Source organism: Burkholderia sp. BCC1998, from assembly GCF_905339875.1.
GTDB lineage: Bacteria > Pseudomonadota > Gammaproteobacteria > Burkholderiales > Burkholderiaceae > Burkholderia.
The window spans coordinates 257,172-281,349 of record NZ_CAJPHE010000006.1 but is presented as its reverse complement, the minus strand read 5'-3'; the positions used below and the strand labels follow the sequence as shown (position 1 = coordinate 281,349).

24 protein-coding genes are annotated in these 24,178 nt (G+C 68.0%); 17 read left to right on the top strand and 7 right to left on the bottom strand.

Annotation, left to right across the window (positions count from 1 at the left end; all coding sequences use genetic code 11):
• The first annotated feature begins 438 nt into the window (after window positions 1-438).
• Window positions 439-999, top strand: coding sequence for a GNAT family N-acetyltransferase (locus tag U5A56_RS13995; RefSeq protein WP_124486148.1), 561 nt, complete (start codon window positions 439-441; stop codon window positions 997-999).
• Window positions 1,000-1,083: 84 nt separating this feature from the next.
• Entirely contained in the window at window positions 1,084-1,560 is a 477-nt protein-coding gene (locus tag U5A56_RS13990) for a DUF523 domain-containing protein (RefSeq protein WP_415749136.1), read from the top strand.
• A 102-nt stretch (window positions 1,561-1,662) separates the two neighbouring features.
• Here U5A56_RS13990 and pcaF read toward each other — a convergent pair whose 3' ends face one another.
• A complete protein-coding gene (gene pcaF / locus U5A56_RS13985; RefSeq protein ID WP_321797737.1) occupies window positions 1,663-2,865 on the bottom strand; it encodes a 3-oxoadipyl-CoA thiolase in 1,203 nt (400 codons plus the stop codon).
• Between the two features lie 226 nt (window positions 2,866-3,091).
• Between pcaF and U5A56_RS13980 the strand changes: the two genes are divergently transcribed.
• Window positions 3,092-3,880: an IclR family transcriptional regulator gene (locus U5A56_RS13980; RefSeq protein WP_321821868.1), complete on the top strand. Its 789-nt coding sequence runs from the start codon at window positions 3,092-3,094 to the stop codon at window positions 3,878-3,880.
• A 226-nt stretch (window positions 3,881-4,106) separates the two neighbouring features.
• Here U5A56_RS13980 and U5A56_RS13975 read toward each other — a convergent pair whose 3' ends face one another.
• Together U5A56_RS13975 and U5A56_RS13970 are read right to left on the bottom strand one after the other, a co-directional pair.
• Window positions 4,107-5,438: an MFS transporter gene (locus U5A56_RS13975; protein WP_044845778.1), complete on the bottom strand. Its 1,332-nt coding sequence runs from the start codon at window positions 5,436-5,438 to the stop codon at window positions 4,107-4,109.
• A gap of 63 nt (window positions 5,439-5,501) precedes the next feature.
• Window positions 5,502-6,692 carry a M20 aminoacylase family protein gene (locus U5A56_RS13970; RefSeq protein ID WP_321922884.1) on the bottom strand — a complete coding sequence of 397 codons (1,191 nt, stop codon included), beginning with the start codon at window positions 6,690-6,692 and terminating at the stop codon, window positions 5,502-5,504.
• 228 nt (window positions 6,693-6,920) lie between these two features.
• Between U5A56_RS13970 and U5A56_RS13965 the strand changes: the two genes are divergently transcribed.
• From U5A56_RS13965 to U5A56_RS13955, 3 genes are all read left to right on the top strand, one after another.
• Window positions 6,921-7,559, top strand: a complete 639-nt coding sequence (locus U5A56_RS13965; protein WP_321922882.1) for a TetR/AcrR family transcriptional regulator — start codon at window positions 6,921-6,923, stop codon at window positions 7,557-7,559.
• A gap of 45 nt (window positions 7,560-7,604) precedes the next feature.
• Window positions 7,605-8,588, top strand: coding sequence for an MDR family oxidoreductase (locus tag U5A56_RS13960; protein ID WP_321922880.1), 984 nt, complete (start codon window positions 7,605-7,607; stop codon window positions 8,586-8,588).
• Between the two features lie 103 nt (window positions 8,589-8,691).
• Window positions 8,692-9,270, top strand: coding sequence for a peroxidase-related enzyme (locus U5A56_RS13955; RefSeq protein ID WP_321922878.1), 579 nt, complete (start codon window positions 8,692-8,694; stop codon window positions 9,268-9,270).
• A gap of 239 nt (window positions 9,271-9,509) precedes the next feature.
• Here U5A56_RS13955 and U5A56_RS13950 read toward each other — a convergent pair whose 3' ends face one another.
• Entirely contained in the window at window positions 9,510-10,385 is an 876-nt protein-coding gene (locus U5A56_RS13950; protein WP_321922877.1) for an SDR family NAD(P)-dependent oxidoreductase, read from the bottom strand.
• 188 nt (window positions 10,386-10,573) lie between these two features.
• A complete protein-coding gene (locus U5A56_RS13945) occupies window positions 10,574-11,152 on the bottom strand; it encodes a TetR/AcrR family transcriptional regulator (RefSeq protein WP_124486140.1) in 579 nt (192 codons plus the stop codon).
• 203 nt (window positions 11,153-11,355) lie between these two features.
• On the opposite strand from U5A56_RS13945, the gene zwf reads away from it, so the two are divergent.
• Window positions 11,356-12,831 carry a glucose-6-phosphate dehydrogenase gene (gene zwf, locus U5A56_RS13940; RefSeq protein ID WP_124530123.1) on the top strand — a complete coding sequence of 492 codons (1,476 nt, stop codon included), beginning with the start codon at window positions 11,356-11,358 and terminating at the stop codon, window positions 12,829-12,831.
• A 174-nt stretch (window positions 12,832-13,005) separates the two neighbouring features.
• On the opposite strand, the gene U5A56_RS13935 is transcribed toward zwf, so the two are convergent.
• Entirely contained in the window at window positions 13,006-13,950 is a 945-nt protein-coding gene (locus U5A56_RS13935; RefSeq protein ID WP_044845840.1) for a LysR family transcriptional regulator, read from the bottom strand.
• 101 nt (window positions 13,951-14,051) lie between these two features.
• Here U5A56_RS13935 and U5A56_RS13930 point away from each other — a divergent pair, with 101 nt between their 5' ends.
• The 5 genes from U5A56_RS13930 (at window position 14,052) to U5A56_RS13910 (ending at window position 18,728) form a co-directional block, all read left to right on the top strand.
• Entirely contained in the window at window positions 14,052-15,254 is a 1,203-nt protein-coding gene (locus U5A56_RS13930; protein WP_321922876.1) for an MFS transporter, read from the top strand.
• 29 nt (window positions 15,255-15,283) lie between these two features.
• The gene (locus U5A56_RS13925) at window positions 15,284-15,607 is read left to right on the top strand and encodes a MoaF-related domain-containing protein (RefSeq protein WP_321922874.1); all 324 of its coding nucleotides are present in this window, start codon (window positions 15,284-15,286) and stop codon (window positions 15,605-15,607) included.
• A 16-nt stretch (window positions 15,608-15,623) separates the two neighbouring features.
• Window positions 15,624-16,592, top strand: coding sequence for an LLM class oxidoreductase (locus U5A56_RS13920; RefSeq protein ID WP_321922873.1), 969 nt, complete (start codon window positions 15,624-15,626; stop codon window positions 16,590-16,592).
• 149 nt (window positions 16,593-16,741) lie between these two features.
• On the top strand, window positions 16,742-17,548 hold the full coding sequence (gene dkgB, locus U5A56_RS13915) for a 2,5-didehydrogluconate reductase DkgB (RefSeq protein ID WP_321922871.1): 807 nt from the start codon (window positions 16,742-16,744) through the stop codon (window positions 17,546-17,548).
• Window positions 17,549-17,612: 64 nt separating this feature from the next.
• Complete coding sequence (locus U5A56_RS13910) at window positions 17,613-18,728, top strand: alkene reductase (protein WP_124530119.1); 1,116 nt, start codon at window positions 17,613-17,615, stop codon at window positions 18,726-18,728.
• Window positions 18,729-18,852: 124 nt separating this feature from the next.
• On the opposite strand, the gene U5A56_RS13905 is transcribed toward U5A56_RS13910, so the two are convergent.
• The gene (locus U5A56_RS13905; RefSeq protein ID WP_321922868.1) at window positions 18,853-19,518 is read right to left on the bottom strand and encodes an O-methyltransferase; all 666 of its coding nucleotides are present in this window, start codon (window positions 19,516-19,518) and stop codon (window positions 18,853-18,855) included.
• A gap of 48 nt (window positions 19,519-19,566) precedes the next feature.
• On the opposite strand from U5A56_RS13905, the gene U5A56_RS13900 reads away from it, so the two are divergent.
• The 5 genes from U5A56_RS13900 to U5A56_RS13880 all read left to right on the top strand — a co-directional run bounded on the left by U5A56_RS13900 (window position 19,567) and on the right by U5A56_RS13880 (window position 24,166).
• The gene (locus U5A56_RS13900) at window positions 19,567-20,244 is read left to right on the top strand and encodes a TetR family transcriptional regulator (protein WP_321922865.1); all 678 of its coding nucleotides are present in this window, start codon (window positions 19,567-19,569) and stop codon (window positions 20,242-20,244) included.
• Window positions 20,245-20,783: 539 nt separating this feature from the next.
• Entirely contained in the window at window positions 20,784-22,172 is a 1,389-nt protein-coding gene (locus tag U5A56_RS13895) for an NCS2 family permease (protein ID WP_044845850.1), read from the top strand.
• Window positions 22,173-22,412: 240 nt separating this feature from the next.
• Complete coding sequence (locus U5A56_RS13890) at window positions 22,413-23,006, top strand: hypothetical protein (protein WP_124486129.1); 594 nt, start codon at window positions 22,413-22,415, stop codon at window positions 23,004-23,006.
• 9 nt (window positions 23,007-23,015) lie between these two features.
• A complete protein-coding gene (locus U5A56_RS13885; RefSeq protein ID WP_321922863.1) occupies window positions 23,016-23,246 on the top strand; it encodes a hypothetical protein in 231 nt (76 codons plus the stop codon).
• On the top strand, window positions 23,246-24,166 hold the full coding sequence (locus U5A56_RS13880) for a LysR substrate-binding domain-containing protein (protein WP_321806055.1): 921 nt from the start codon (window positions 23,246-23,248) through the stop codon (window positions 24,164-24,166). Before U5A56_RS13885 ends, U5A56_RS13880 begins: the two co-directional genes overlap by 1 nt.
• The last annotated feature ends 12 nt before the right edge of the window (window positions 24,167-24,178 follow it).

The window sequence follows — 24,178 nt, the reverse complement described above, 5'->3', positions numbered from 1 at the left end:
GGCAAGCTCCGGAAAAACCTTAATCCGGAAGCGCATGAAAGATCGAATTCGGTCAACTGCATGATTTCGATCAAGTCATCCGGCGATAATCACGTCCGACGCTTTGCGGAAGAGAACCGATGATTTATGGAATAACCTCGCGCAACGAGCCAATCTACGCAGCCGTTGCGCGCAGCGAAACGACTCTGCCTGGTCTGCTCCATTCGACCGGCATTTGAACTCGATGAAAAAATCCCGGCTGCAATTGAATCGGCCGCCCCGGAATACGGCACGGCCTGCGCATGACGGCGATAGACACGATCAGGCCGCGCTTTTCCGCGATCGCGACACGATGCGCATTCCGCAAACGCACGACATGCACGACATGCGCGGCGCCGCAGCAGGCACGCGGCCGCACCCGCCCAACCACACGCAACGCGCTGCACACCGGACCACCGCATGACACGCCGCACCGCCACCGAACGCGACGCACTCTCGGCACGCCTGCTCACCCGCGACGAACTGCCGCTCGTCTGGACCATCGACCGGCGCGAGATCATTCATCATCTGTACGCGCTGCGCGACGGCGAACTGCAGCTCGTCCCCGACTTCTACGACGTGCGCGGCTGGCCCGACGGCGAAGCCGAGCACTACACGCCGATCCTGCTCGACTGCCATGATCGCGGCGGCTGGTGTCTCGGCATGTTCGACGGCGCGCGGCTGGTCGCGGCGGTCATCGTGGACGCCGATCCGCTCGGCCCGCGACGCGACATGCTGCAGCTGAAGTTCCTGCACGTGAGCCGGGACTGGCGCGGTTGCGGGCTCGGCGAGCATCTCTATCGCGCGGCCCGCGCGCAGGCACGGACGATGGGCGCCGCACGGCTCTACGTGTCCGCGACGCCGTCGCAGCGCACGATCGACTTCTACCTGCGCCTCGGCTTCACCGTCAGCGCATCGCCCGACCCGGCGTTGTACGCGCTCGAGCCGGAGGACATCCATCTGGAAGCGCCGACGGCCTGACGCGCGCGCCCGACACCGGCCGCACGGAGAACGACATTGCAGAACACGCCGCAGCCGCCGGTCACGCCGAAGATCCTCGTCAGCATGTGCGTACTCGGCCATCCCGTCCGCTACAACGGCTCGGCGAAAACCGCCGCGCATGAAACGCTCGCACGGTGGCAGCGCGAAGGGCGCCTGGTGCCCGTGTGTCCGGAATTGGCGGGGGGATTGAGCGTGCCGCGTCCGCCCGCCGAGATCGCGGCAGGCGAATCGGGGCAACGCGTGCTGTCGGGTGCCGCGCGCATCGTCGACGTGCACGGCACCGACGTGACGGCCCCGTTCGTCGACGGCGCGCACGCCGCGCTCGCGCTGGCACGCGCGCACGACTGCCGCTTCGCGATCCTGGCGGACGGAAGTCCGTCGTGCGGAAGCAGCTTCATTTACGACGGGAGTTTTGCGGGCCGGCGGCATGCCGGCGCCGGTGTGACGGCGGCGTTGCTGCGCCAGCATGGCATCGAAGTGTTCGCGGACACCGAGATCGACGCGCTCGCGGCTCGCATCGCGCGGCTATCACGAGGCTGAATGACGATGTGGCCGACACGACGATCTTCTCGTGCCGGCCACATCGTCCGGAAAGGTACGGCCAAGCGGCGCGCATCACGCGCGCTTCGCCGCATCGCGCGATCAGACGCGTTCGATCGCGATCGCGATACCCTGGCCGACGCCGATGCACATCGTGCACAGTGCGAAGCGGCCGTTGGTGCGATGCAGCTGGTACATCGCGGTCGTCACGAGACGCGCACCCGACGCGCCGAGCGGATGGCCGAGCGCGATCGCGCCGCCGTTCGGGTTCACGCGCGGATCGTCGTCGGCGACGCCGAGCATGCGCAGCACCGCGAGACCCTGCGACGCGAATGCCTCGTTCAGCTCGATCACGTCGAACTGGTCGATCGTCATCCCGAGCCGCGCGAGCAGCTTCTGCGTGGCCGGCGCCGGGCCGATGCCCATCACGCGCGGCGCGACGCCGGCCGTCGCGATGCCGAGCACGCGCGCACGCGGCGTCAGGCCGAAGCGCTTCGCGGCTTCCGCGTTCGCGAGCAGCAGCGCGGCGGCGCCGTCGTTGACGCCCGACGCGTTGCCGGCCGTCACCGAGCCGTCCGGGCGCACGACGCCCTTCAGCTTCGCGAGCGTCTCGAGCGACGTTTCGCGCGGATGCTCGTCACGCGAAAAGACGACCGGATCGCCCTTCTTCTGCGGAATCGTGACTGACACGATTTCCTCGGCGAGCGTGCCGTCCTGCTGCGCACGCGCGGCCTTCTGCTGGCTGCGCAGCGCGAACAGGTCCTGATCGGCGCGGCTGACGTTGTAGTCGACCGCGACGTTCTCGGCCGTCTCCGGCATCGAATCGACGCCATGCAGCTGTTTCATCAGGGGATTGACGAAGCGCCAGCCGATCGTCGTGTCGTAGATGTCGGCCTGGCGCGCGAACGCGCTGGCGGCCTTGCCCATCACGAACGGCGCGCGCGTCATGCTTTCGACGCCGCCGGCCACCATCAGCGCGGCCTCGCCCGACTTGATCGCGCGCGCGGCCACGCCGACCGCGTCCATCCCGGAACCGCACAGGCGGTTGATCGTCGAACCCGGCACGCCTTCCGGCAAACCCGCGAGCAGCGCGGACATGCGCGCGACGTTGCGGTTGTCCTCGCCGGCCTGGTTCGCGCAGCCGTAGATCACGTCGTCGATCGCCGTCCAGTCGACGTCGCGGTTGCGCTCGACGAGCGCCTTGAGCGGCACCGCACCGAGGTCGTCGGCGCGCACGCCGGACAGCGCGCCGCCGTAGCGGCCGATCGGGGTACGAATCGCATCACACAGAAAAGCTTCGGTCATCAGTGTCTCCGGTCTCATGCAAGCTGGGAAGTGAGTGAAACGCGCCCCTTGCTTTGCCCGCCGGGATGCGCTTAAATGTTCTATATACGAACATAAGATCGTGTATCGAACGTTCAACGCATCATAGGGAGTGCGGGGACGACCTGTCAAGCGCCCGGTCCGCGGTGCGGTTGGCGTGTCAGGCCCCATGCGCTATCTTCTCGGCTGCACGACAATCCGACCGTTCATGACAACCGAAGACATCCAGACGAAACCAGGCGACTCCTATGTGCAGTCGTTCGCGCGCGGCCTCGCGGTGATCCGCGCATTCGACGCCCAGCGCCCGGAGCAGACGCTCACCGAGGTCGCCTCGGCCACCGGGCTCACGCGCGCCGGCGCACGCCGGATCCTGCTGACGCTGCAGACGCTCGGCTACGTCGAGGCGGACGGCCGGCTGTTCCGGCTCACGCCGAAGATCCTCGAGCTCGGCTTCGCGTATCTCACGTCGATGCCGTTCTGGAATCTCGCCGATCCGGTGATGGAGCAGTTGTCCGCGCAGATCCACGAAAGCTGCTCGGCCGCCGTGCTCGACCGCACCGAGATCGTCTACGTGCTGCGCGTGCCGACCCGCAAGATCATGACGATCAACCTGTCGATCGGCAGCCGCCTGCCCGCGTACTGCACGTCGATGGGCCGCGTGCTGCTGGCGGCGCTCGACGACGCGGCGCTCGACGAAACGCTCGCGCAGAGCGCCATCCGCGCGCATACGCCGCGCACGATCACCGACATCGGCGAACTGAAGGCGACGATCGCACAGGTGCGCCAGCAAGGCTGGGCCGTGGTCGACCAGGAACTCGAAGTGGGCTTGATGTCGATCTCCGCGCCGATCCGCAACCGGCGCGGGCAGGTGATCGCCGCGATGAACATCAGCGGCAACGCGCAGCGGCACACCGCGAAGCAGATGGTGAAGGAGTTTCTCGGGCCGCTGCAGCAGGCCGCGCAGACGGTGTCGGAACTGGTCGCGCGGCGCGGGTGAGCGGTGACTTCGCGTGCCGGATCGGTAACACGATCATTCGCGGATAGCGCGGATATAAAGACGGGCGGCATAAGCCGCCCGCTCAACCCTCAGACTCTGCTTGCAACGCCCTTCTCTCGGAACGCGGAGCCCCCTCCGCATCGCTCAATTTAGGGATGCGGCACAGCCCCGTCAATTTGACGAAAACGAAATTGCACCGCGTCGCTTCGGACAGCGGCATCCCGCATCAGTCCATCGACTCGCGCGCCGTCTCGCGCAGCATCGCGACCGCGATCAGCGACAGCACCACGCACGCGGCCACGTAGCCGGCCGGCGCGAGCTTGCTGCCCGTCGTCTTCACCAGCCAGGTCGCGATCAGTTGCGCGGTGCCGCCGAAGATCGTCACCGCGAGCGCATACGCGATCGAAATGCCCGTCGCGCGTACGTGGCGCGGCAGCGATTCGCACATCAGCGCCATTTCGGATGCCGACCCGAGCGAATAGAACAGCAGCATCAGCGCGGTCAGCGGCAGGATCACCGACAGCGTCGGATGATGATTCATCAGCCAGAACGCCGGGAACAGCAGCAGCACCAGCACGCCGCGCCCGACGAAGATCGGCAGGCGCCGGCTGCCGAGGCGGTCCGACAGCCAGCCGAACAGCGGACACGTCACCAGCATCACGCAGCCCGACGCGACGCCGACGAACATCGACAGCTTCATCGGCAGGCCGAGCGTATGGATCGCATAGGTCGGCATGTAGAAGGTCAGGATGTAGGTCGACACCGTGCCGCCCATCACCGTCAGCATCAGCAGCAGCACCGTGCGCGTGTGCTGCGAGAACAGCTCGCGCAGCACGCCGCGTTCGATCCCGTGATGGTTGTCGCCGGGCGCATCGTCCGCGAGCCGGCGGCGCAAGTACATGCCCACCGGCGCGATCAGCACGCCCACGAGGAACGGCAGGCGCCAGCCCCAGCCCTCGAGCGCGTCCTTCGTCAGCGTGTTCGACAGCAGCGCCGCGAAGCCCGAACCCATCAGCGCCGCACCGCCCTGCGTCGCGAGCTGCCAGCTCGCGCGGAACGCGCGGTGCGACGTGCCGCCCTGCTCGATCAGCGTGGACGTCGCCGCGCCGAACTCGCCGCCCTGCGAGAAGCCCTGCATCAGCCGCGCGAAGACCACCAGCAGCGGCGCGGCCACGCCGACCTGCGCGTAGGTCGGCGCGATCGCGATCAGGCCGGTGCCGAGCGCCATCAGCATGATCGTCAGGTTCAACGCGGCCTTGCGGCCCTTGCGGTCCGCATAGACGCCGAGCACGACGCTGCCGAGCGGCCGCGTGAAGAAACCGGCGGCGAACGTCGCGACCGACAGCAAGAGCGACGTGGTCGGATCGCTCGACGGGAAGAACAGCTTGCCGATCAGCACCGCGAAAAAGCCGTACACGGTGAAATCGAAGAACTCCAGCCAGTTGCCGATCACGGCCGCCGCGATCGCGCCGCGCTTCGTGACGGCCGGCGCGCCATGCGCATCGGTTGCGGCGGCGCCCGTCGACGCAGGGTGCAGCGCGAGATGGTCTTTCTGCATCGTTCGTCTCTCCTCTCAATGCGGCCGGAAGCGCCGGCCGCTCGTCGCGTGCCGCCGCCGGGGTTACTGCCCGAGGTAACGCTCCACGAGGCGCGTCCAGAACGCCGCGCCGATCGGCAGGTTGCGATCGTTGAAGTCGTACTTCGGGTTGTGCACCATGCAGCCGTCCTCGCCTTCGCCGTTGCCGAGCCGCACGAACGAGCCGGGCCGCTGCTGCAGCATGAACGCGAAATCCTCGCTGCCCATCAGCAGGTCGGCCTGCTCGACCACATGCGCGTCGCCGACCAGTTCGCGCGCGACCTGCGCGGCGAAATCCGTTTCGGCATCCGTATTGACGACGACCGGATAGCCTTCGATGTACTCGACGTGCGCGGTCGCGCCATAGCTCGCGGCCTGCGACTCGGCGAGCTCGACGATGCGGCGCTTGAGCAGCGCGCGCACGTCGGGGCTGAACGAACGCACGCTGAGTTCGAGACGCGCGCCGTTCGGGATCACGTTGTTCGCGGTGCCCGCGTGCATCGAGCCGACCGTGACGACCGCCGGCTGCGACGGGTCGACGTTGCGCGCGACGATCGTCTGCAGCGCCATCACGATGCTGGCCGCGACGACCACCGGATCGACCGTCAGGTGCGGCCGCGCCGCGTGGCCGCCGACGCCCTCGATCGAGATGATCGCCTTGTCGCCGGCCGACATGAACGGGCCGCGCCGCGTGAGGAACACGCCGGGTGCCGCGCCCGGATGGTTGTGCATGCCGAACACCGCGTCGCACGGAAAGCGCTCGAACAGGCCGTCGTCGATCATCTTCTTCGCGCCGCTGTCGACGCCGTGCTCTTCCGCCGGCTGGAAATACAGGTGCACGGTGCCGGAGAAATTGCGCGTCTTCGCGAGGTGTTGCGCGGCACCGAGCAGCATCGTGGTGTGGCCGTCGTGGCCGCACGCGTGCATCTTGCCGTGCGTGCCGCTCGCATACGGCAGGCCGGTCGCCTCGAGGATCGGCAGCGCGTCCATGTCCGCGCGGATGCCGATGCTGCGCGTGCCGTCGCCCGCGCGCAGCGTGCCGACCACGCCCGTCTTGCCGACCCCGCGCGTCACCTGCCAGCCCCACTGCGCGAGCTTGTCCGCGACGAGCGCCGCCGTTTCGTGCTCCTCGTACGCGAGTTCCGGGTGGCGGTGAATGTGATGGCGGATCTCGCGCAGCCCGCCGGCGGCGGGCAGCAGATCCTCGATTTCGGTGAATCGGGCGTCGGTGGTCATCAAGCGGCTCCTGCTGATCGTCAGCGTGTCAGCCGCACGCAAACGGTGCGTGCGGGAAAGCGAGCCACTATAGCGAGCCGATATCGGTTCAATAAGATGCGGAATTTTTCACCGCGATAAGCTTTATTAATCAGGGTTAACGCTGACAAAGGTCGCCGGCACGCGTTCGCCCGGCGCGATCGACACGCCCGCTATTGATTTTTGAGACGAACGGTCTATTATTCGCCCATGGACGCTCGAACCGATCCGCCGCGCCGCCGCGGCAGGCCACCGAAGCAGCACGAAGACCTCGTCGCGACACGTGACATGCTGTTGCGCACCGGGCTGGAGGTGCTCACCGAAAAGGGCTTTTCCGCCACCGGGCTCGACGAGATCCTCGGGCGCGCCGGCGTGCCGAAGGGCTCGTTCTATCACTACTTCGACAGCAAGGAGGCGTTCGGCCTCGAGCTGATCGATCGCTACGCCGAGTTCTTCGCGCGCAAGCTGGACCGTCATTTCAGCGAGACTGAAGCAACGCCGCTGGCGCGCGTGCGGGCGTTCGTCGACGATGCGCGCGACGGCATGGCCCGCTACGAATACAGCCGAGGCTGCCTGATCGGCAACCTCGGCCAGGAAATGGGCGCGCTGCCCGAGCGTTTCCGCGCGCGCCTGCGTGAGACGTTCGAGGACTGGCAGCGCCGTCTGGCCGACTGCCTGGTCGCGGCACAGCAAGCCGGCGAACTGGCGGCCTCGGCCGATCCCGCCGAGCTGGCCGCGTTCTTCTGGATCGGCTGGGAAGGCGCCGTGCTGCGCGCGAAACTCGAACGCAGCGACGTGCCGCTCGCGCTGTTCGCACAGTTTTTCTTCAATGGATTGCCTCGCCGCTGAGTTTTTTTGCCATTAACTAGACGATCGGTCTAGAAAGGAGGACGGATGTTCCAGGGCATCGTGATCGACAAGGACGAGACCGGCCAGCACGCGCGGCTGCAGACGCTGGACGACGCGCAGCTGCCTGCGGGCAACGTGACGATCCGGGTCGGCTATTCGACGTTGAACTACAAGGACGGGCTCGCGATCACCGGCAAGAGCCCGGTGGTCCGCAAATTTCCGATGGTGCCGGGCATCGACCTCGTCGGCGAGGTCGAACACAGCACGCACCCGGACTACCGGGCAGGCGACCGCGTCGTGCTGAACGGCTGGGGCGTCGGCGAAACGCATTGGGGCGGCCTCGCGCAGAAGGCACGCGTCGACGGCGACTGGCTGGTGCCGCTGCCGGCCGCGTTTTCGCCGCAACAGGCGATGGCCATCGGCACGGCCGGCTACACCGCGATGCTGTGCGTGATGGCGCTGGAACGGCATGGCGTGCGCCCGGACGATGGCGAGATCGTGGTGACCGGCGCGGCCGGCGGCGTCGGCAGCGTCGCCACCGCCCTCCTCGCGCGGCTCGGGTATCGCGTCGTCGCCGTGACCGGCCGCCCGGCCGATGCCGACTATCTGCGCCAGCTCGGCGCGGTTGAGATCCTCGACCGTTCGCAGTTCGGCGCACCCGGCAAGCCGCTCGGCAAGGAACGCTGGGCCGGCGCGGTCGACGTCGCCGGCAGCCATGTGCTCGCCAACGTGTGCGCGACCACGCGCTATCGCGGCGTGGTGACGGCCTGCGGCCTGGCCGCCGGCATGGACTTCCCCGCGACCGTCGCGCCGTTCATCCTGCGCGGCGTGACGCTCGTCGGCATCGACAGCGTGATGTGTCCGCGCGCCGAGCGTCTGGAGGCATGGCGCAGGCTCGCGTCCGATCTCGACGTCGACAAACTGGGCACCATCAGCCATCAGGTCGGCCTCGCAAATGTCATCCCGCTCGCCGAGGACCTGATCGGCGGCAAGGTGCGCGGCCGCATCGTCGTGGACGTCAACGCATGACGCCGGCGACGGCGACGGCGACGGCGACGGCGACGCATCGTTTCATATCCGGCCGGCGGCGCGCGCATCGCGTTCGCCCGTGCCGCTTTATCCAGGAGACCTCATGACCGCTGCAGACCACGCGCCCGTCAGCCGCTTTCCGGTGCCCGCGCTCGAAGACCTGCCCGACGACATTCGCGAACGCATCGCGGCCGTCCAGGAAAAGTCGGGCTTCATCCCGAACGTGTTCCTCACGCTCGCGCATCGCCCGGACGAGTTTCGCGCGTTCATCGCGTATCACGACGCGCTGATGGACAAGCCGGGCAACCTCACCAAGGCCGAACGCGAAATGATCGTCGTGGCCACCAGCAGCGTGAACCAGTGCCTGTACTGCGTGATCGCGCACGGCGCGATCCTGCGCATCCGCGCGAAGGATCCGCTGATCGCCGACCAGGTCGCGACCAACTACCGCAAGGCCGACATCACCGCTCGACAGAAGGCGATGCTCGACTTCGCGATGAAGGTTTCGCAGACCGCGCACCAGGTGGGCGAAGCGGACTTCGACACGCTGAAGTCGCATGGCTTCACCGAAGAGGACGCGTGGGACATCGCGGCGATTTCGGCGTTCTTCGGGATGTCGAACCGCATCGCGAACGTGACGAACATGCGGCCGAACGCGGAGTTCTACGCGCTGGGGCGCTGAGGACCGCCGGCAACGGCGATCGCCGTCGAAGACCGGGGCGTGCATGCGCCCGGTCTTCCTCCGGTCGCCGCGCGCAATTGGCATCTGCATCTGCATCTGCATCTGCATCTGCATCTGCATCTGCATCTGCATCTGCATCTGCAATCGGCAATCGGCAATCGGCAATCGGCAATCGGTAATCGGTAATCGACGACACGGCGCGACGCTCGCGCGAACCCGCGCCGCCCCGGCTCCCGCGCTTACCCGACCTGCTTCAACGCCTGCAGCCCATCCGGCAGCTTCGCGTCCGGGAACATCGTCGACAGCGTCGTATCGCGCCACCGCGCCGCCTCCTCTGCGCGCTGCGCTTCCGCCTGCTCGCACACGAACAGCGCATCGCCGCCGAGCAGCAAGCGCATCGGCACGTCGTCGCGACGCGACAGCTCGACGATCAGCGCCGCGATCCGCGCGGGATCGCCGACCTCGTGACCGCCATACGCGCCGAGCAATTCGAGCATCTTCCCGACCGACGGCTGATAGTCGGGCAGCAGGCCGTCGACCGCGCGCTTCGCCTCCGAGGCCCATTCGGTGCGCATCCCGCCCGGCTCCAGCGTGCAGACGCGCACGCCGAACGGCGCGACTTCCTTCGACAGCACGTCGCTGAACCCGCCGACCGCCCACTTCGCGGACTGATACGCGGACAGGCCAACCGTCGCCGTGCGCCCGCCGACCGACGACACCTGGAAGATGTGGCCCGCGCGCTGCGCGCGCATCGTCGGCAGCACCGCGCGCGTCAGGTTGACCACGCCGAACAGGTTCGTTTCGATCTGGTCGCGGAAGTCGTCGGCGCCCATCTGCTCGAACGGTGCCGTATGACCGTAGCCCGCGTTGTTCACCAGCACGTCGATGCGGCCGAACGCGTCGCGGGCCGCCGCCACCGCATGCTCCGCCGCCGCCGCGTCGGTCACGTCGAGTTCCATCGGCAGCAGCCGGTCGCCGTACCGTGCTTCCAGATCCGCGAGCCGCGCGGGATCGCGCGCGCCGGCCACCAGACGATCGCCCGCCGCCAGCACCGCTTCCGCGATCGAGCGCCCCAGGCCGCGTGCGGCCCCCGTTATCAGCCAGACTTTCGACATTTTTCCACTCCTCGACAAAGTTGAAACTGAAAAATGAATGATTACTCACTCATTAATATGAGCGATGAAACGGTCGTTTTCGCCGCGCCTCGCCCTGCCTGAAACCGCCTTCCATCGGTGCGGCAGCGCCCGAACCCCAAGGCGCCGCCGATCACCCGTCTTCAGCTTTCCGTCACGCCGATCGCCGCTTACACCGCGTGCAACACGGCCCACAGCGCACGAAACCCGGCCTCGCGGTACGCATCGGCCAACGCCGGGTCGCGCGCGATCGACTCCATCGCCGTTTCCGCGATCGACGTGAACAGCGCCGCGCAGAACGCGTGCGCGTCGTCGGTCTTCAGCCCGCCCGCCGCGGCGACTTGCGCACGCAGCAACGCGCTGATCGCGCCGAAGCCTTCGGTACCGGCCGCGCGATGCGTGTCGTCGATACGGCCGCTCACGCCGAGCTGCTGCAGCGCGCGCCGCCCGTCCGGGTTCGCGACGCCCCACGACACATAGCCGTTCCACGCATGCCGCATCGCCTGTTCGGCTGGCGCGTGCTCCGGAAACCCGGTCATCATCGCGTCGCGCAGGCCGGCCTTCAGGCTCAGGTACAGCGCGTTCAGCAGCGCATCCTTGGTCTCGAAATAGGTGAACACCGTGCCTTCCGCCACGCCGGCGAGCCGCGCGATGCGCGCGGTGGTCGCGCCCGCGCCGTCCTCCGCGAGCGCGCGGGCGGCAGCGGCGAGGATGGCGTCGTGCTTGTCGGGACTGCGCGGTCGGGCCACGTTCGATTCCTTTGATGAGTGAGCGCTCAATCATAATCGCGCCAACGCAGGTCATGCAAGCCCTGTTACATACGCGGGAACCGATCCGCAATCGATCAAAAGCGTGCACTATTAGCGTTTTCACGTACTGGCGCGCCAACCCACCGGCGCCCGGCGCTCGCCGTTCGTTCCACGCTCACACCGCTTCAGACCGCGAACCACTCATGACGAATAAGCCCAACCAGACCGAAGCCGACCAACCCGTCGACATGATCATCTTCGGCGGCGGCGGCGACCTGGCCGCCCGCAAGCTGTTGCCCGCGCTGTACATGGCGCACCTGCACTGCAACCTGCCGCCGGAGACGCGCATCATCGCGGTCGGCCGCCGCGACTGGGGCATCGACGGCTACCGCAAGTTCATGGACGAGCAATCGCGCCCGTTCATCGACGACAAGGCCTTCGACGCCGACGCGTGGAGCCGTTTCCTCGACCTGTTCCAGTACGTGCTGATCGACGTGAGCGCGCCGGAAGACTACGCGCGCCTCGCCGAAGCGGCGCGCAGCGACGCGATCCGCGTGTTCTACCTGTCGACGTCGCCCGAGCTGTTCACGACGATCTGCGATAACCTGTCGGCCGCGCACCTCGTGGATGCGCGCTCGCGCGTCGTCCTCGAAAAGCCGCTCGGCCACGATCTCGCGTCGGCGAAGGCGATCAACGATGCGGTCGGCAAGCATTTCGCGGAATCGCAGATCTACCGGATCGACCATTACCTCGGCAAGGAAACCGTGCAGAACCTGATGGTGCTGCGCTTCGGCAACCCGATCTTCGGGCCGCTGTGGCAGGCGCCGAGCATCCGCAGCGTGCAGATCACGGTGGCGGAGACGGTCGGCGTCGGCAGCCGCGCGGGCTTCTACGATCACACCGGCGCGCTGCGCGACATGGTGCAGAACCACCTGCTGCAGCTGCTGTGCATCGTCGCGATGGAGCCGCCGGTGTCGCTCGACCCGGACGCGGTGCGCGACGAGAAGCTGAAGGTGCTGCGCTCGCTGCGGCCGATGGCGCTGTCGGACGTCGCGCGCGATACCGTGCGCGGCCAGTACACGGCCGGCGCGGTCGACGGCCAGCCGGTCAAGGGCTATCTCGACGAGGAGAACGTGCCGGCGGACAGCCACGCGGAGACCTTCGTCGCGCTGCGTGCGCACATCAACAACTGGCGCTGGGCGAACGTGCCGTTCTTCCTGCGCACCGGCAAGCGGCTGCAGCGCCGCCAGTCGGAAATCGTGATCGAGTTCGCCGACATGCCGTTCTCGATCATCCCGACCGGCCCGCGCCACTACAGCAACCGCCTCGTGATCCAGCTGCAGCCGGAAGAGTCGATCCAGCTGCAGATGCTCGCGAAGGAGCCGGGCAGCGGGATGAAGATGGTGCCCGTGAGCCTGAACCTCGACCTGCAGCAGGCGATTCCGGAACGGCGCGCGGAAGCGTACGAACGGCTGCTGATCGACGTGATCCGCGGGCGCCTCACGCACTTCATGCGCCGCGACGAACTCGAGGCCGCCTGGTCGTGGGTCGAGCCGATCCTCAACGGCTGGAAGCAGCTCGGCGACCGTCCGCGCCTGTACACCGCGGGCACGTTCGGGCCGGCGGCATCGTCGGCGCTGCTGGCGCGCGACAACATGTCGTGGTCCGAGGAAGCGTAGGAAGCGCCGCACGCGACGGCATGTCGGCGGCGCAAGCGCCGTCGGCGTGCCGGATCATATCGGCGCGCCCGCCGCGCACCGTCCGCCGCCCCGCCGTTCGCGTCGGCCGGAGGAAATCCGCCGAGCCGTCCTGCGTGGGAACGGCACCCGGCGGCAACGACGCAGCCTCCCTGGCTACACCGTCCCCATCCACGCCGCCTTGCGCCGCGCCGGCGCATCGCTGCCGCCGCTCCCGCCGCCCAGCACCTCGATCATGTAATCGACGAACGACGCGATCCGCGACGAAATCGCGGTATTCCGGTAATACACCGCGTTGATCGGCTGCTCGACGTCGAGCGTCTGCCGCGCGAGCACCTGCACGAGCCGCCCGGCCTCGCGATCCTGCGCGGTCATGAAATCCGACAGGCACACGACGCCCGCGCCCTCCAGCGCGAGCTGCCGCAGCGTCTCGCCGCTCGACGACCAGATAGCGGGCTCGATGCGGCTCGGCTCGCCGTCCGCGCCGAGGATCGGCCACACGTTCAGCGATTCGGGCTGCGTGAAGCCGAGCAGCGTGTGCTTGCCGAGATCCTCGACCTTGCGCGGCTGGCCGTGCGCTTCGATATAGGCGGGGCTCGCGAGGATGCGCAGCCGGCTGTTGCCGATCCGCCGGCTGTGCAGGGTCGAATCCTTGAGCCGGCCGATGCGGATCGCGACGTCGGTGCGCCGCTCGAGCAGGTCGATGATCCCTTCGTTGCTGTTCAGCTCCAGGTCGACCTTCGGGAAGCGTTCGCGGTAGCCGCGCACGAGCGGCACGATCACGTGCAGCATGAACGGCGTCGCGGCATCGACGCGCAGCCGCCCCGACGGCATCTCGCGCCGCGCGAGCATCTGCTCCTCGGCGTTCTCGACCGATTCGATGATCGCGCGGGCGTCCTGCAGGAACGCGCGCCCCTCTTCGGTCAGTTCGAGCCGGCGCGTGGTCCGGCGCAGCAGCGTGGTCTTCAGCTTCTCCTCGAGCCGCGCGAGCGTGCGGCTCGTGGCCGACACGGTGAGGTCGAGCTGCTGGGCGGCGGCGGTGATCGAACCGGTGTCGACCACGGCGGCAAAGGCCTGGAGTTCGTCGAGGGTGATCTTCATTGTTGATCTGAAATCAAAACAATTTGGTTTATAGACCAGTTTTTCCGCAAAAGTAAAGGCGGCACACTGCGATCCATCCTCACTGGAACCAGGATCCCGCCATGCCACTCGCCCTGCTTGCGCTGACCATCAGCGCCTTTGCCATCGGCACGACCGAATTCGTGATCGTCGGGCTGATCCCGACGATCGGCGCCGATCTCGGCGTCAGCCTGCCGTCGGCCGGCCTGCTCGTCAGCCTCTACGCGCTGAGCGTCGCGATCGGCGCGCCGCTCCTCACCGCGCTCACCGGCCGCGTGCCGCGCAAGACGCTGCTCGCCGCGCTGATGGCGCTGTTCACCGTCGGCAACCTCGTCGCCTGGCAGGCGCCGGGCTACGAATCGCTGATCGTCGCGCGCGTGCTCACCGGCCTCGCGCACGGCGTGTTCTTCTCGGTCGGCTCGATCATCGCGACCACGCTCGTGCCGAAGGACAAGGCCGCCAGCGCGATCGCGACGATGTTCAGCGGGATGACCGTCGCGTTCGTCGCCGGCATTCCGCTCGGCACCTTCATCGGCCAGCACTTCGGCTGGCGCGCGACGTTCCTGATCGTCGCGCTGTTCGGCCTCGTCGCGTTCCTCGGCGCGGTGGCGTTCGTGCCGCGCGGTCTTCCGCAAACGCCGCCGGCGCCGCTCGCCCGCCAGTTCCGCGTGCTCGCCCAGCCGCGCCTGCTGCTCGTCTACGCGATGACGGCGGTCGGCTACGGCGGCTCGCTGATCGCGTTCACCTACATGGCACCGCTGCTCGAACAGGTCGCCGGCTTCACGCCGTCGCAGGTCAGCCTGGTGCTCGTCGGCTACGGCGTGTCGGTCGCGGTCGGCAACGTGTGGGGCGGCAAGCTCGCCGACAGCGTCGGCCCGGTCAAGGCGCTCAAGCGGATCTTCCTGCTGCTCGCGATCGTGCTGCTCGCGCTGACCTTCACGGTGCACGTGAAGTGGCTCGCGGTGCTGACGATGCTCGCGTGGGGCGCGGTCGCGTTCGGCAACGTGCCGGGCCTGCAGGTGTACGTCGTCAAGCAGGCGCGCCACTTTGCGCCGGACGCCACCGACGTCGCATCGGGCTTCAACATCGCCGCGTTCAACCTCGGCGTCGCGGGCGGCTCGTCGCTCGGCGGCCTGATCGTCGCGAACGTCGGCCTAGGCCACACGCCGTGGATCGCCGCCGCCGTCACGCTCGGCGCATTCGCGCTGACCGCGCTGAGCGGCCGTCTCGACCGCGGCCAGGGTCTGCCCGAACGCACGGCCGAACCCGTCGAACTCGCCCATTGAACGTCAACCTTTTGCAGGAGCTACTCAGCATGAACGCATCGACCCAACGCCCGCCGTTCGCCGGCAAGACGTTCGAAGTCCGTTACGAGGGCCTCACCGCGCTCAACGCCTATGACGAAGACGGCCTCCGCATGCGCTACGAAATCACCGAAGGCGCATACGCCGGCGCGAAGGGCGAAGTCGCCTGCATGTGGCAGCACGTCGCCGGCGAGACCTATGCGATCTCGTGGCAGGAAGCCGATCGCGCAACCGTGGTGCACATCGACGATTTCGCCGCCGGCACGTCGCGCTCGTTCTTCACCGCGGCGTCGCTCGATTTCTACCGGCTCGAAGGCAGCCTGCGCGCGGTCTGAACGGAGACGCCCGACCATGTCCACCTCACTCGACAAGCTCACCGCCGGCGGCTTCAGCATCGGCATCGAACTGCCGCTCGACAACGACTGGTCGCCGGCCGGCGACGCGAAGCGCCAGCACGACGGCCGCCGCCCCGGCGTGCCCGACCTGGAAATGCACGCGGAACTCGCGCAACTGGCCGACACGCTCGGCTTCCGCGCGCTCTGGGTGCGCGACGTGCCGGTGTACGACCCGTCGTTCGGCGACGCCGCGCAGGTGTTCGAGACCTTCTCGTATCTCGGCTACCTGGCCGGCATCACGCGCGACATCCTGCTCGGCACGGCGGCCGTCGTGCTGCCGCTGCGCGAACCGCTGCTGACGCTGAAATCGGCCGCGACGATCCAGGAACTGAGCCGCTCACGCCTGCTGCTCGGCGTCGCGAGCGGCGACCGGCCGGTCGAATATCCGCTGTTCGGCCGCGACTTCGCATCGCGCGGCGCGAGTTTCCGCGACCAGATCGCGCTGCTGCGCGACGGCGCGCGCGCTCACCTGCCGCCGGGCCTCGACGTGCTGCCGGCCGCGCGCTCGCCGGTGCCGCTGCTCGTCGCGGGTCTCGCGCAGCAGACGCCCGCCTGGATCGGTGAACACATGGACGGCTGTCTCGCGTATCCGGGCACGCCGGACGATCACCTGAAACGGGTCGCGAACTGGCGCGCGGTGGCCGGCGACAAGCCGTACGTGAGCTTCATCCACCTCGACCTCGCGAACGATCCGCACGAGCCGCTGCAGCGGCACCGCTTCGGCGCGCGCGCCGGGCGCATCGCGCTGACGGAGGAACTCGCGGCGATGCGCGACGCGGGCGTGCAGCACATCGGCCTGCATTTCCGCCGCAACCGCCGTCCGCTCGACGAGACGATGGCCGAGATCGCGTCCGACGTGCTGCCGGCGTTCCATGCGAATGCGAACGACGCTGCCGACACGAACGCGCGCACGGCCACGGCCTGACGAACGCACGCCGGCAGCCGGCTCGACCCACGACCGATATTTGACTTTAAATCAAATATTTTTGACCTCTAAAGGCGTTTATCTCATCAGTATCAAACGCCAGAATGACTTCCATACCGCAATCGGTCCACCTATCCCAGGAGCACAAGATGAGCAACATTCCCGCATTCGGCCTCGGTACGTTCCGCCTGCAAGGCCAGGTTGTGATCGACTCGGTCCGTAACGGCCTCGAAGTCGGCTATCGCGCGATCGACACCGCGCAGATCTACAGCAACGAAGCCGAAGTCGGCGAAGCGATCGCCGCGTCGGGCGTGCGCCGCGAAGACCTGTTCCTCACGACGAAGATCTGGGTCGACAACTACGCACCGGAAAAGCTGGTGGCGAGCCTCGAGGAAAGCCTGCGCAAGCTGCGCACCGACTATGTCGACCTGACGCTGATCCACTGGCCGGCCCCGGACAACGGCGTGTCGCTCGAGGCATTCATGACTGCGCTCGCCGAAGCCAAGGCGAAGGGCCTCACGCGCCAGATCGGCATCTCGAACTTCAACATCGAACTGACGAAGCAAGCGATCGCGGTGGTCGGCAAGGATGCGATCGCGACGAACCAGATCGAACTGAGCCCGTACCTGCAGAACCGCAAGCTGGTCGAGTTCCTGAACGCCGAAGGCATCCACGTGACGTCGTACATGACGCTCGCGTACGGCAAGGTGCTCGGCGACCCGGTGATCGGCGCGATTGCGCAGCGTCACGACGCGACGCCGGCGCAAGTCGCGCTGGCCTGGGCGCTGCAGCTCGGCTACTCGGTGATTCCGTCGTCGACCAAGCGCGAGAACCTCGCGAGCAACCTGCTCGCGCAGACGCTGCGCCTGACAGACGAAGACATGGCGCAGATCGCCGCGCTCGAGCGCAACGGCCGCGAAGTCGATCCGGCCGGCCTCGCGCCGACGTGGGACTAAGCGCGCCGCACCCTCAATCGACCCGTCCGCGGCCAGCCGGCCGCGGCACCGACAGGAATCCATCATGACCCAGGACCCGCTGTTCCAACCGCTGCAATTCGGCGCGCTGACGCTGCCGAACCGCATCGTGATGCCGCCGATGACGCGCTCGCGCGCGAGCCAGCCCGGCGACGAAGCCAACGAACTGATGGCCGCGTATTACGCGCAGCGCGCGAGTGCGGGCCTGATCGTCAGCGAAGGCACCTACATCGCGCCGCTCGGCAAGGGCTACGCATGGACGCCCGGCATCCACACGCCGTCGCAGGTCGCCGGCTGGCGCAAGGTGACGGACGCCGTCCACGCCGCGCACGGCCGCATCTTCGCGCAGCTGTGGCACGTCGGCCGGCTGAGCCACACGAGCCTGCTCGGCGGCCGGCAACCCGTGTCGTCGTCGCCGCTCCAGGCGAAGGGCGTGAACGTGTTCATCGCCGGTGAAGACGGCAGCACGCCGGGCTTCGTGCAGGCCTCCGAGCCGCGCGCGCTGTCCGTCGACGAAATCCGCGAGATCGTCGATCAGTACCGCGCCGCCGCGCGCAACGCGATCGAAGCCGGCTTCGACGGCGTCGAGCTGCACGGCGCGAACGGCTACCTCGTGAACCAGTTCATCGACTCGAACGCGAACACGCGCACCGACGCGTACGGCGGCTCGCTCGAAAACCGGCTGCGCTTCCTGCGCGAAGTCACGCAGGCGCTGATCGAAGGCACCGGCGACGCATCGCGCGTCGGCATCCGCCTCGCGCCGCTGACCACGCTGAACGGCTGCGTCGACGACGATCCGGAAACGACCTACCTCGCCGCCGCGAAGCTGCTCGGCGAACTCGGCGTCGGCTACCTACACATCGCGGAAGCCGACTGGGACGATGCGCCGCTGATGCCGGTCGAATTCAAGCAGCAGCTGCGTGCCGCGTACCCGGGCGTGCTGATCTACGCCGGCGCATACACCGCCGAGCGCGCCCGCGAAGCGATCGCCGCCGGCTGGGCCGACCTCGTCGCCTTCGGCCGCCCGTTCGTCGCGAACCCCGACCTGCCCGAGCGCCTGCGCACCGGCGCCGCGCTCACGCCACACGATCGCAATACGCTGTTCGGCGGCGGCGCACAGGGCCTGACCGACTATCCGACGCTCGCGCAAGCCGCCGCGTAAACGATCCGAAGGAATCCTGCATGAAAGCAACACTCGCCCGGCTCGCGCTCGCCGCGATCCCGCCGTTCACGGCGGCCCGGGCAGCGCGCGCCGCGCGGCTCGCATGCTTGCAACGTCTCGCCGCTCAGCCGATCCGCATCGACAGCTCGACATCGCCGCCGAACGGCACCGACAGGTAGCCGTTCTCCGGCGCACGCACGTAGGCGAGGTAGTCGGGGCTGTATTCCGCGTTGTCGGCGACGACGAACGCACCGGGCCGCAGCCGCGGCTCGACCCGCGCGAGGATCTCCGGATACAGCGCCTTCGCGCCGTCGAGCAACACGAGATCGACGGTCTCCGGCAGATCGGCCGCCAGCGTGCGCAGCGCATCGCCCACGCGGATTTCCACCAGATCGGCCAGCCCGGCCGCCGTCAGGTTCGCGCGCGCGCGTTCGACCTTCGACGCTTCGAACTCGCTCGTGATCACCCGGCCGCCGCCGTTGTCGCGCAGCGCAGCCGCGAGGTGCAGAGTCGAGATGCCGAACGACGTGCCGAATTCGACGATCGAGCGCGCACCGCAGCCGCGCGCGAGCATGTACAGCAGCGTGCCCGTCTCGCGCGACACCGCGAGCGGATAGTCCTTCAGGCTTGCATAGAAATCGGCGTAAGCGGTCTTGCTGCGCATCAGCCGCGCGTGCTCGTCGTGCGACAGGTCGGCGAAGTCCGGGCTCGACGCGGGCGACGATGCCTCGGCTTCGTCGAACAGGCGCGCGAGCAGCGACGCCAGCGGGTCGTGAATCAGGGTGGTCATGCGAATCTCCGGTGTCAGGTTGAGTGCGTCAGGGCGCCCGACTAGAATATGACGAACTATTCAGGTTTTACTATTCGCATTGGCAGACCCGTCATGACCGACCGCCGCAACACCCCGATCGCCTCGCGCAGACTGCCTCGGCAGGCCCGCGCGACCCAGCTCGTCGACGCCGTGCTGCAGGCCGCTATTCAGGTTCTGGCGGCCGAAGGCGCGCAGCGCTTCACGATGGCGCGCGTCGCCGAGCGCGCCGGCGTGAGCGTCGGCTCGCTGTACCAGTACTTCCCGAACAAGGCGGCCGTGCTGTTCCGGCTCCAGCACGACGAGTGGCGGCAGACGTCCGGGATGCTCTGCGCGATTCTGCAGGACCCGCGGCAGACGCCGCCCGAGCGCCTGCGCACCGCCGTCCACGCGTTCATCCGTTCTGAATGCGACGAGGCGCCCATGCGCATCGCGCTCGACGATGCCGCGCCGCTCTATCGCGACGCCCCCGAGGCGCAGGAAGTGAAGGCCGCGTGCAACCGGATCTTCAGCGCGTTCATGCGCGAAGCGCTGCCCGACGTGCCCGACGCCACGCATGCGCTCGCGTGCGAATTGATCATGACGACGCTCACGACGGGCGGCAAGGCATTCTCCGAAACCGCGCGCACGCCTGCGGAAATCGATGCATATGCGACCGCGATGGCCGACATGTTCTGCACGTACCTCGCGCATCTCGCGCGTGTCTGATGCAGTGGCAGGCCAGGACGAGCGCGGGCGCGGCCCGCGCGCGGCACCGGCATCATCCGGATGCGGGTTGCGCAACGGCCGCGTTTTCACATCCGGCGCGGCTGTTTCCGCGCTCCCGCGCAGCCTCTCCGAAAGTCCTTCGTAAGACTCGATGCATCACCCGCTCCCGCCCTGCCCGCCGACCCTGCATTCGAATAGTCGCCTTAACGGATTCGAACTAGGCGTATACACGCGTTCCGCGACGACGAAGCCCCGTTGCACGCCGATATAAGCGCTGCGACATGCGCTGCATGCTCTTCCCCCAATGGGACGTGATGGGCCGTTCGCCTAACCTTCGCTACGGCAAAGCACACGTGACGGGATCGACCGCACCACGCGTCGCACGACGCGGCACACGCGCCCCCTTCGACGCGCGTACGACGACACGACTCACGCGTGATGCGTCCCCACGACGCCGCCGAATATTCCAACCAGATTCGAGACACCCTGACGACGGTCCGCCACGGGCCGTTTCAGCATGCTGATAAAGGAGCAAGCTCATGAGTGATACCCCGGTGCAGCCGACGGTCGGCGTCGGCGCGGAAGAAACGGACTTCGGCACCAAGGGAGTCATCGACCGGTACTTCGGCATTTCGTCGCGCGGCAGCACGCAGCGTCGCGAAATCGTCGCGGGCGTGACCACTTTCCTCGCGATGGTCTACTCCGTGTTCGTCGTGCCCGGCATGTTCGGCAAGGCCGGCTTCGACACGAGCGCGGTATTCGTCGCGGTCTGCCTCACCACCGCGTTCGGTTCGCTGCTGATGGGCCTGTGGGCGAAGCTGCCGATCGCGATCGGCTGCGCGATTTCGCTGACGGCGTTCACCGCGTTCGGGCTCGTGCTCGGCAAGGGCCTGCCGCCGACCGTCGCGCTCGGTGCCGTGTTCCTGATGGGCCTCGTGTTCACGGGCATCTCGGTCACCGGCGTGCGTTCGTGGATCCTGCGCAACCTGCCCGCGGGCGTCGCGCACGGCACCGGGATCGGCATCGGCCTGTTCCTGCTGCTGATCGCGTCGAACGACGTCGGCCTCGTGATCAAGAATCCGGGCGCCGGCCTGCCGGTCTCGCTCGGCCAGATCACCGCGTTCCCGGTCATCATGTCGGTCGTCGGCCTCGCCGCGATCTTCGGGCTCGAGAAGCGTCGCGTGCCGGGCGGCATCCTGCTCGTCGTGGTCGCGATCTCGCTGATCGGCCTCGCGTTCGATCCGGCCGTGAAGTACCGCGGCATCTTCGCGCTGCCGTCGCTGAGCGCACCGGGCCACGCGTCGCTGATCGGCGCGATGGACATCAAGGGCGCATTGTCGATGGCCGTGCTGCCGAGCGTGCTGGCGCTCGTGATGACCGCCGTGTTCGACGCGACCGGCACGATCCGCGCGGTCGCGGGCCAGGCCGGCCAGCTCGACGAGAACGGCCGCATCATCAACGGCGGCCGCGCGCTGACCGCCGATTCGGTCAGCTCGATCTTCTCCGGCTTCCTCGGCGGCGCGCCGGCGGCAGCCTACATCGAGTCGAGCGTCGGCGTGGCCGCCGGTGCGAAGACGGGCCTCGCGGCCGCGGTGGTCGGCGTGCTGTTCCTGGTCGTGATGTTCTTCTCGCCGCTCGCGGGCCTCGTGCCGTCGTACGCCACGGCCCCCGCGCTGATGTACGTCGGCCTGCTGATGCTCGGCAGCGTGAGCAAGCTGCACATGGACGACATGGTCGACGCGATGTCGGGCCTCGTGTGCGCGGTGTTCATCGTGCTGACCGCGAACATCGTGACGGGCATCATGCTCGGCTTCTCGACGCTCGTGATCGGCCGCGTCGCCAGCGGCGAATTCCGCAAGCTCAACGTCGGCACCGTGCTCATCGCGGCCGTGCTCGTCACGTTCTATCTCGGCGGCTGGGCGATCTGACCGCGGATCATGCGCGACGTCGCCTGCCGAAGGGCGGCGCGCATCGGGACGGCATCGTCTCCTCCCACCATCGTCGTTGATGGTCTCCAGGCTCGGGAACGTACGTTTCCGGGCTTTTTTTCGTCGGTGCGGCGGGGGTGCCACCGGGCCGTTCGACCGACACGGGAAACCGCGGCAGCGTGCCGCGCATCGCGAATCCGCACGCGGTGCTACGATCGCGTTTTATCCTCCGGAACGCTCATGAATCCGTTCGGCATCGTCTCCGAATCAGACACGCGGACCGCGGCGCGCAAGCCACCGTTCATCCCGTCGTTCGGTTTCGTCGAAGTTCATGAATCGCGGCCGATCGACGCGCCGCCGTCGCGCATCATCGATGCGGTGGCCACGCTCGACATGCGCGCCGATCCCGTCATCGACGCGCTGCTTGCCGTGCGCGAAGCGCCGGCAGCCATCGCCCGCGCGCTGGGCCAGCGTCCGGCCGGCGCCGCCCGCGAGCGCTTCGGCTTCGATTCGTTCACGCTGCTGCATCGCGACGACACGTCGCTGTCGCTCGGGCTCGTCGGACGCTTCTGGCGTCCGACGCCCGACGTGCGCACGATCGACGACGCCGCGGCATTCGTGCGGCACGACGATCCGGATGACGCGAAGCTGGTGCTGCGCTTCGAGGTCGTCGGGCTGTCGTCAGGCGCGCGGTTGCTGCGCACCGAAACCTTCGTGCACTGTCCGAGCGCGCGCACGCGCCTGCTGTTCCTGCCGTACTGGCTCGCGATCCGGCTCGGGAGCGGCTGGATCCGCCGCCGCACGCTCGCGGCCGTCGAACTGGCGCTCGCCTGACACGCCGGGATGCCGTCGAACGGAAACGCGATGATGTCGTATCGCGGCGTACATCGACGGCATCTCGAACATGCACGCGCCATCATCTGCAATCCTGATCGGTTTGCCGCCGGACACGGCGAAACTGTGCCGCGCACCGCCGCGCGATTTTTGTTCCGCCCCGCGCCCGCCGTCACCTCGCGCTACCCTATCGATCTTCGCGCCGGCGCCCCGGCCCGCCGCCAGATCCGAACCGATTGATGACCCGCATCCGCAATCACCTGAACATCGCGCAGCTCCAGGCCTTCGTCTCCGCCGCGCATCACAAGAGCCTGCGCGCCGCCGCGCGCGAGCTCGGCGTCACCCAGCCCGCGATCACGCATACGATCCGCGAACTCGAAACGGCGCTGAACGCGGAACTGCTCGTGCGCAGCGTGCGCGGCGTCGAGCTGACCGCGTGCGGCCACGCGCTGCTGCCGCGCGCCGAGCAGCTGCTCGGCGACATGCGCCGCACCGTCGAGGCCGTCGAGCAGGTGAAAGGGGAAATGTCGGGGCGCGTCGCGGTCGGCACGATGCCGTCGATCGCGCTGACCGCGCTGCCGCACGCGGTCACCGCCTTCCGCCGGTCGATGCCGAACGTGAACCTGCATCTGGAGGAAGTGACGGTGCCCGACGCGCTCGCGCAACTGCGCAACGGCACGCTCGACATCGCTGCGATGCACCATGTGCCCGCGCTCGACCGCGATTTCACGCAGGTGCCGCTGCTGTCGACCGAGTTCACCGTCGTGATGCGCGAAGGCCACCCGCTCGCGCACGCGCGCCGATTAGAGGAATTGCTCGACGCGGAATGGATCGTCACGGTCGGCGCCGAGCAGTTTCCGCACAGCGTGATGGTCGGGATGTTCGAGGCGCGCGGGCTGCCGCTGCCGAAGCGCCTGCTGCGCTCGCCGATGTCGTTCGCGGTGACGCTCGGGCTCGTCGCCCGCTCCGACGTGATCGGCTGCTTCACGCGCCCGCTGGCCGCGATGGTGGCACCGCTCGGGATCCGCACGGCCGAACTCGACGAAAGCATGCCGCGCTTCGACCTGTCGATCATCGCGCGCCGCGACCTGCTGCCGACGCCGGCGGTATCGCAATTCGTCACCTGCCTGCAGCGCGCGGTCAACGAAACGCTAGGTTGAATCGTTCCTTCC

Coding starts and splice junctions, on each gene's coding strand:
- U5A56_RS13880 (WP_321806055.1), top strand. CDS start 23,246: ATGACCCGCATCCGCAATCACCTGAACATCGCGCAGCTCCAGGCCTTC.
- U5A56_RS13975 (WP_044845778.1), bottom strand. CDS start 5,438: ATGCAGAAAGACCATCTCGCGCTGCACCCTGCGTCGACGGGCGCCGCC.
- U5A56_RS13935 (WP_044845840.1), bottom strand. CDS start 13,950: ATGAAGATCACCCTCGACGAACTCCAGGCCTTTGCCGCCGTGGTCGAC.
- U5A56_RS13960 (WP_321922880.1), top strand. CDS start 7,605: ATGTTCCAGGGCATCGTGATCGACAAGGACGAGACCGGCCAGCACGCG.
- zwf (WP_124530123.1), top strand. CDS start 11,356: ATGACGAATAAGCCCAACCAGACCGAAGCCGACCAACCCGTCGACATG.
- U5A56_RS13885 (WP_321922863.1), top strand. CDS start 23,016: ATGCCGTCGAACGGAAACGCGATGATGTCGTATCGCGGCGTACATCGA.
- U5A56_RS13955 (WP_321922878.1), top strand. CDS start 8,692: ATGACCGCTGCAGACCACGCGCCCGTCAGCCGCTTTCCGGTGCCCGCG.
- U5A56_RS13965 (WP_321922882.1), top strand. CDS start 6,921: ATGGACGCTCGAACCGATCCGCCGCGCCGCCGCGGCAGGCCACCGAAG.
- U5A56_RS13930 (WP_321922876.1), top strand. CDS start 14,052: ATGCCACTCGCCCTGCTTGCGCTGACCATCAGCGCCTTTGCCATCGGC.
- U5A56_RS13995 (WP_124486148.1), top strand. CDS start 439: ATGACACGCCGCACCGCCACCGAACGCGACGCACTCTCGGCACGCCTG.
- U5A56_RS13890 (WP_124486129.1), top strand. CDS start 22,413: ATGAATCCGTTCGGCATCGTCTCCGAATCAGACACGCGGACCGCGGCG.
- U5A56_RS13900 (WP_321922865.1), top strand. CDS start 19,567: ATGACGAACTATTCAGGTTTTACTATTCGCATTGGCAGACCCGTCATG.
- U5A56_RS13910 (WP_124530119.1), top strand. CDS start 17,613: ATGACCCAGGACCCGCTGTTCCAACCGCTGCAATTCGGCGCGCTGACG.
- U5A56_RS13970 (WP_321922884.1), bottom strand. CDS start 6,692: ATGACCACCGACGCCCGATTCACCGAAATCGAGGATCTGCTGCCCGCC.
- U5A56_RS13990 (WP_415749136.1), top strand. CDS start 1,084: ATGTGCGTACTCGGCCATCCCGTCCGCTACAACGGCTCGGCGAAAACC.
- U5A56_RS13950 (WP_321922877.1), bottom strand. CDS start 10,385: ATGTCGAAAGTCTGGCTGATAACGGGGGCCGCACGCGGCCTGGGGCGC.
- U5A56_RS13905 (WP_321922868.1), bottom strand. CDS start 19,518: ATGACCACCCTGATTCACGACCCGCTGGCGTCGCTGCTCGCGCGCCTG.
- U5A56_RS13920 (WP_321922873.1), top strand. CDS start 15,624: ATGTCCACCTCACTCGACAAGCTCACCGCCGGCGGCTTCAGCATCGGC.
- U5A56_RS13980 (WP_321821868.1), top strand. CDS start 3,092: ATGACAACCGAAGACATCCAGACGAAACCAGGCGACTCCTATGTGCAG.
- pcaF (WP_321797737.1), bottom strand. CDS start 2,865: ATGACCGAAGCTTTTCTGTGTGATGCGATTCGTACCCCGATCGGCCGC.
- U5A56_RS13895 (WP_044845850.1), top strand. CDS start 20,784: ATGAGTGATACCCCGGTGCAGCCGACGGTCGGCGTCGGCGCGGAAGAA.
- dkgB (WP_321922871.1), top strand. CDS start 16,742: ATGAGCAACATTCCCGCATTCGGCCTCGGTACGTTCCGCCTGCAAGGC.
- U5A56_RS13925 (WP_321922874.1), top strand. CDS start 15,284: ATGAACGCATCGACCCAACGCCCGCCGTTCGCCGGCAAGACGTTCGAA.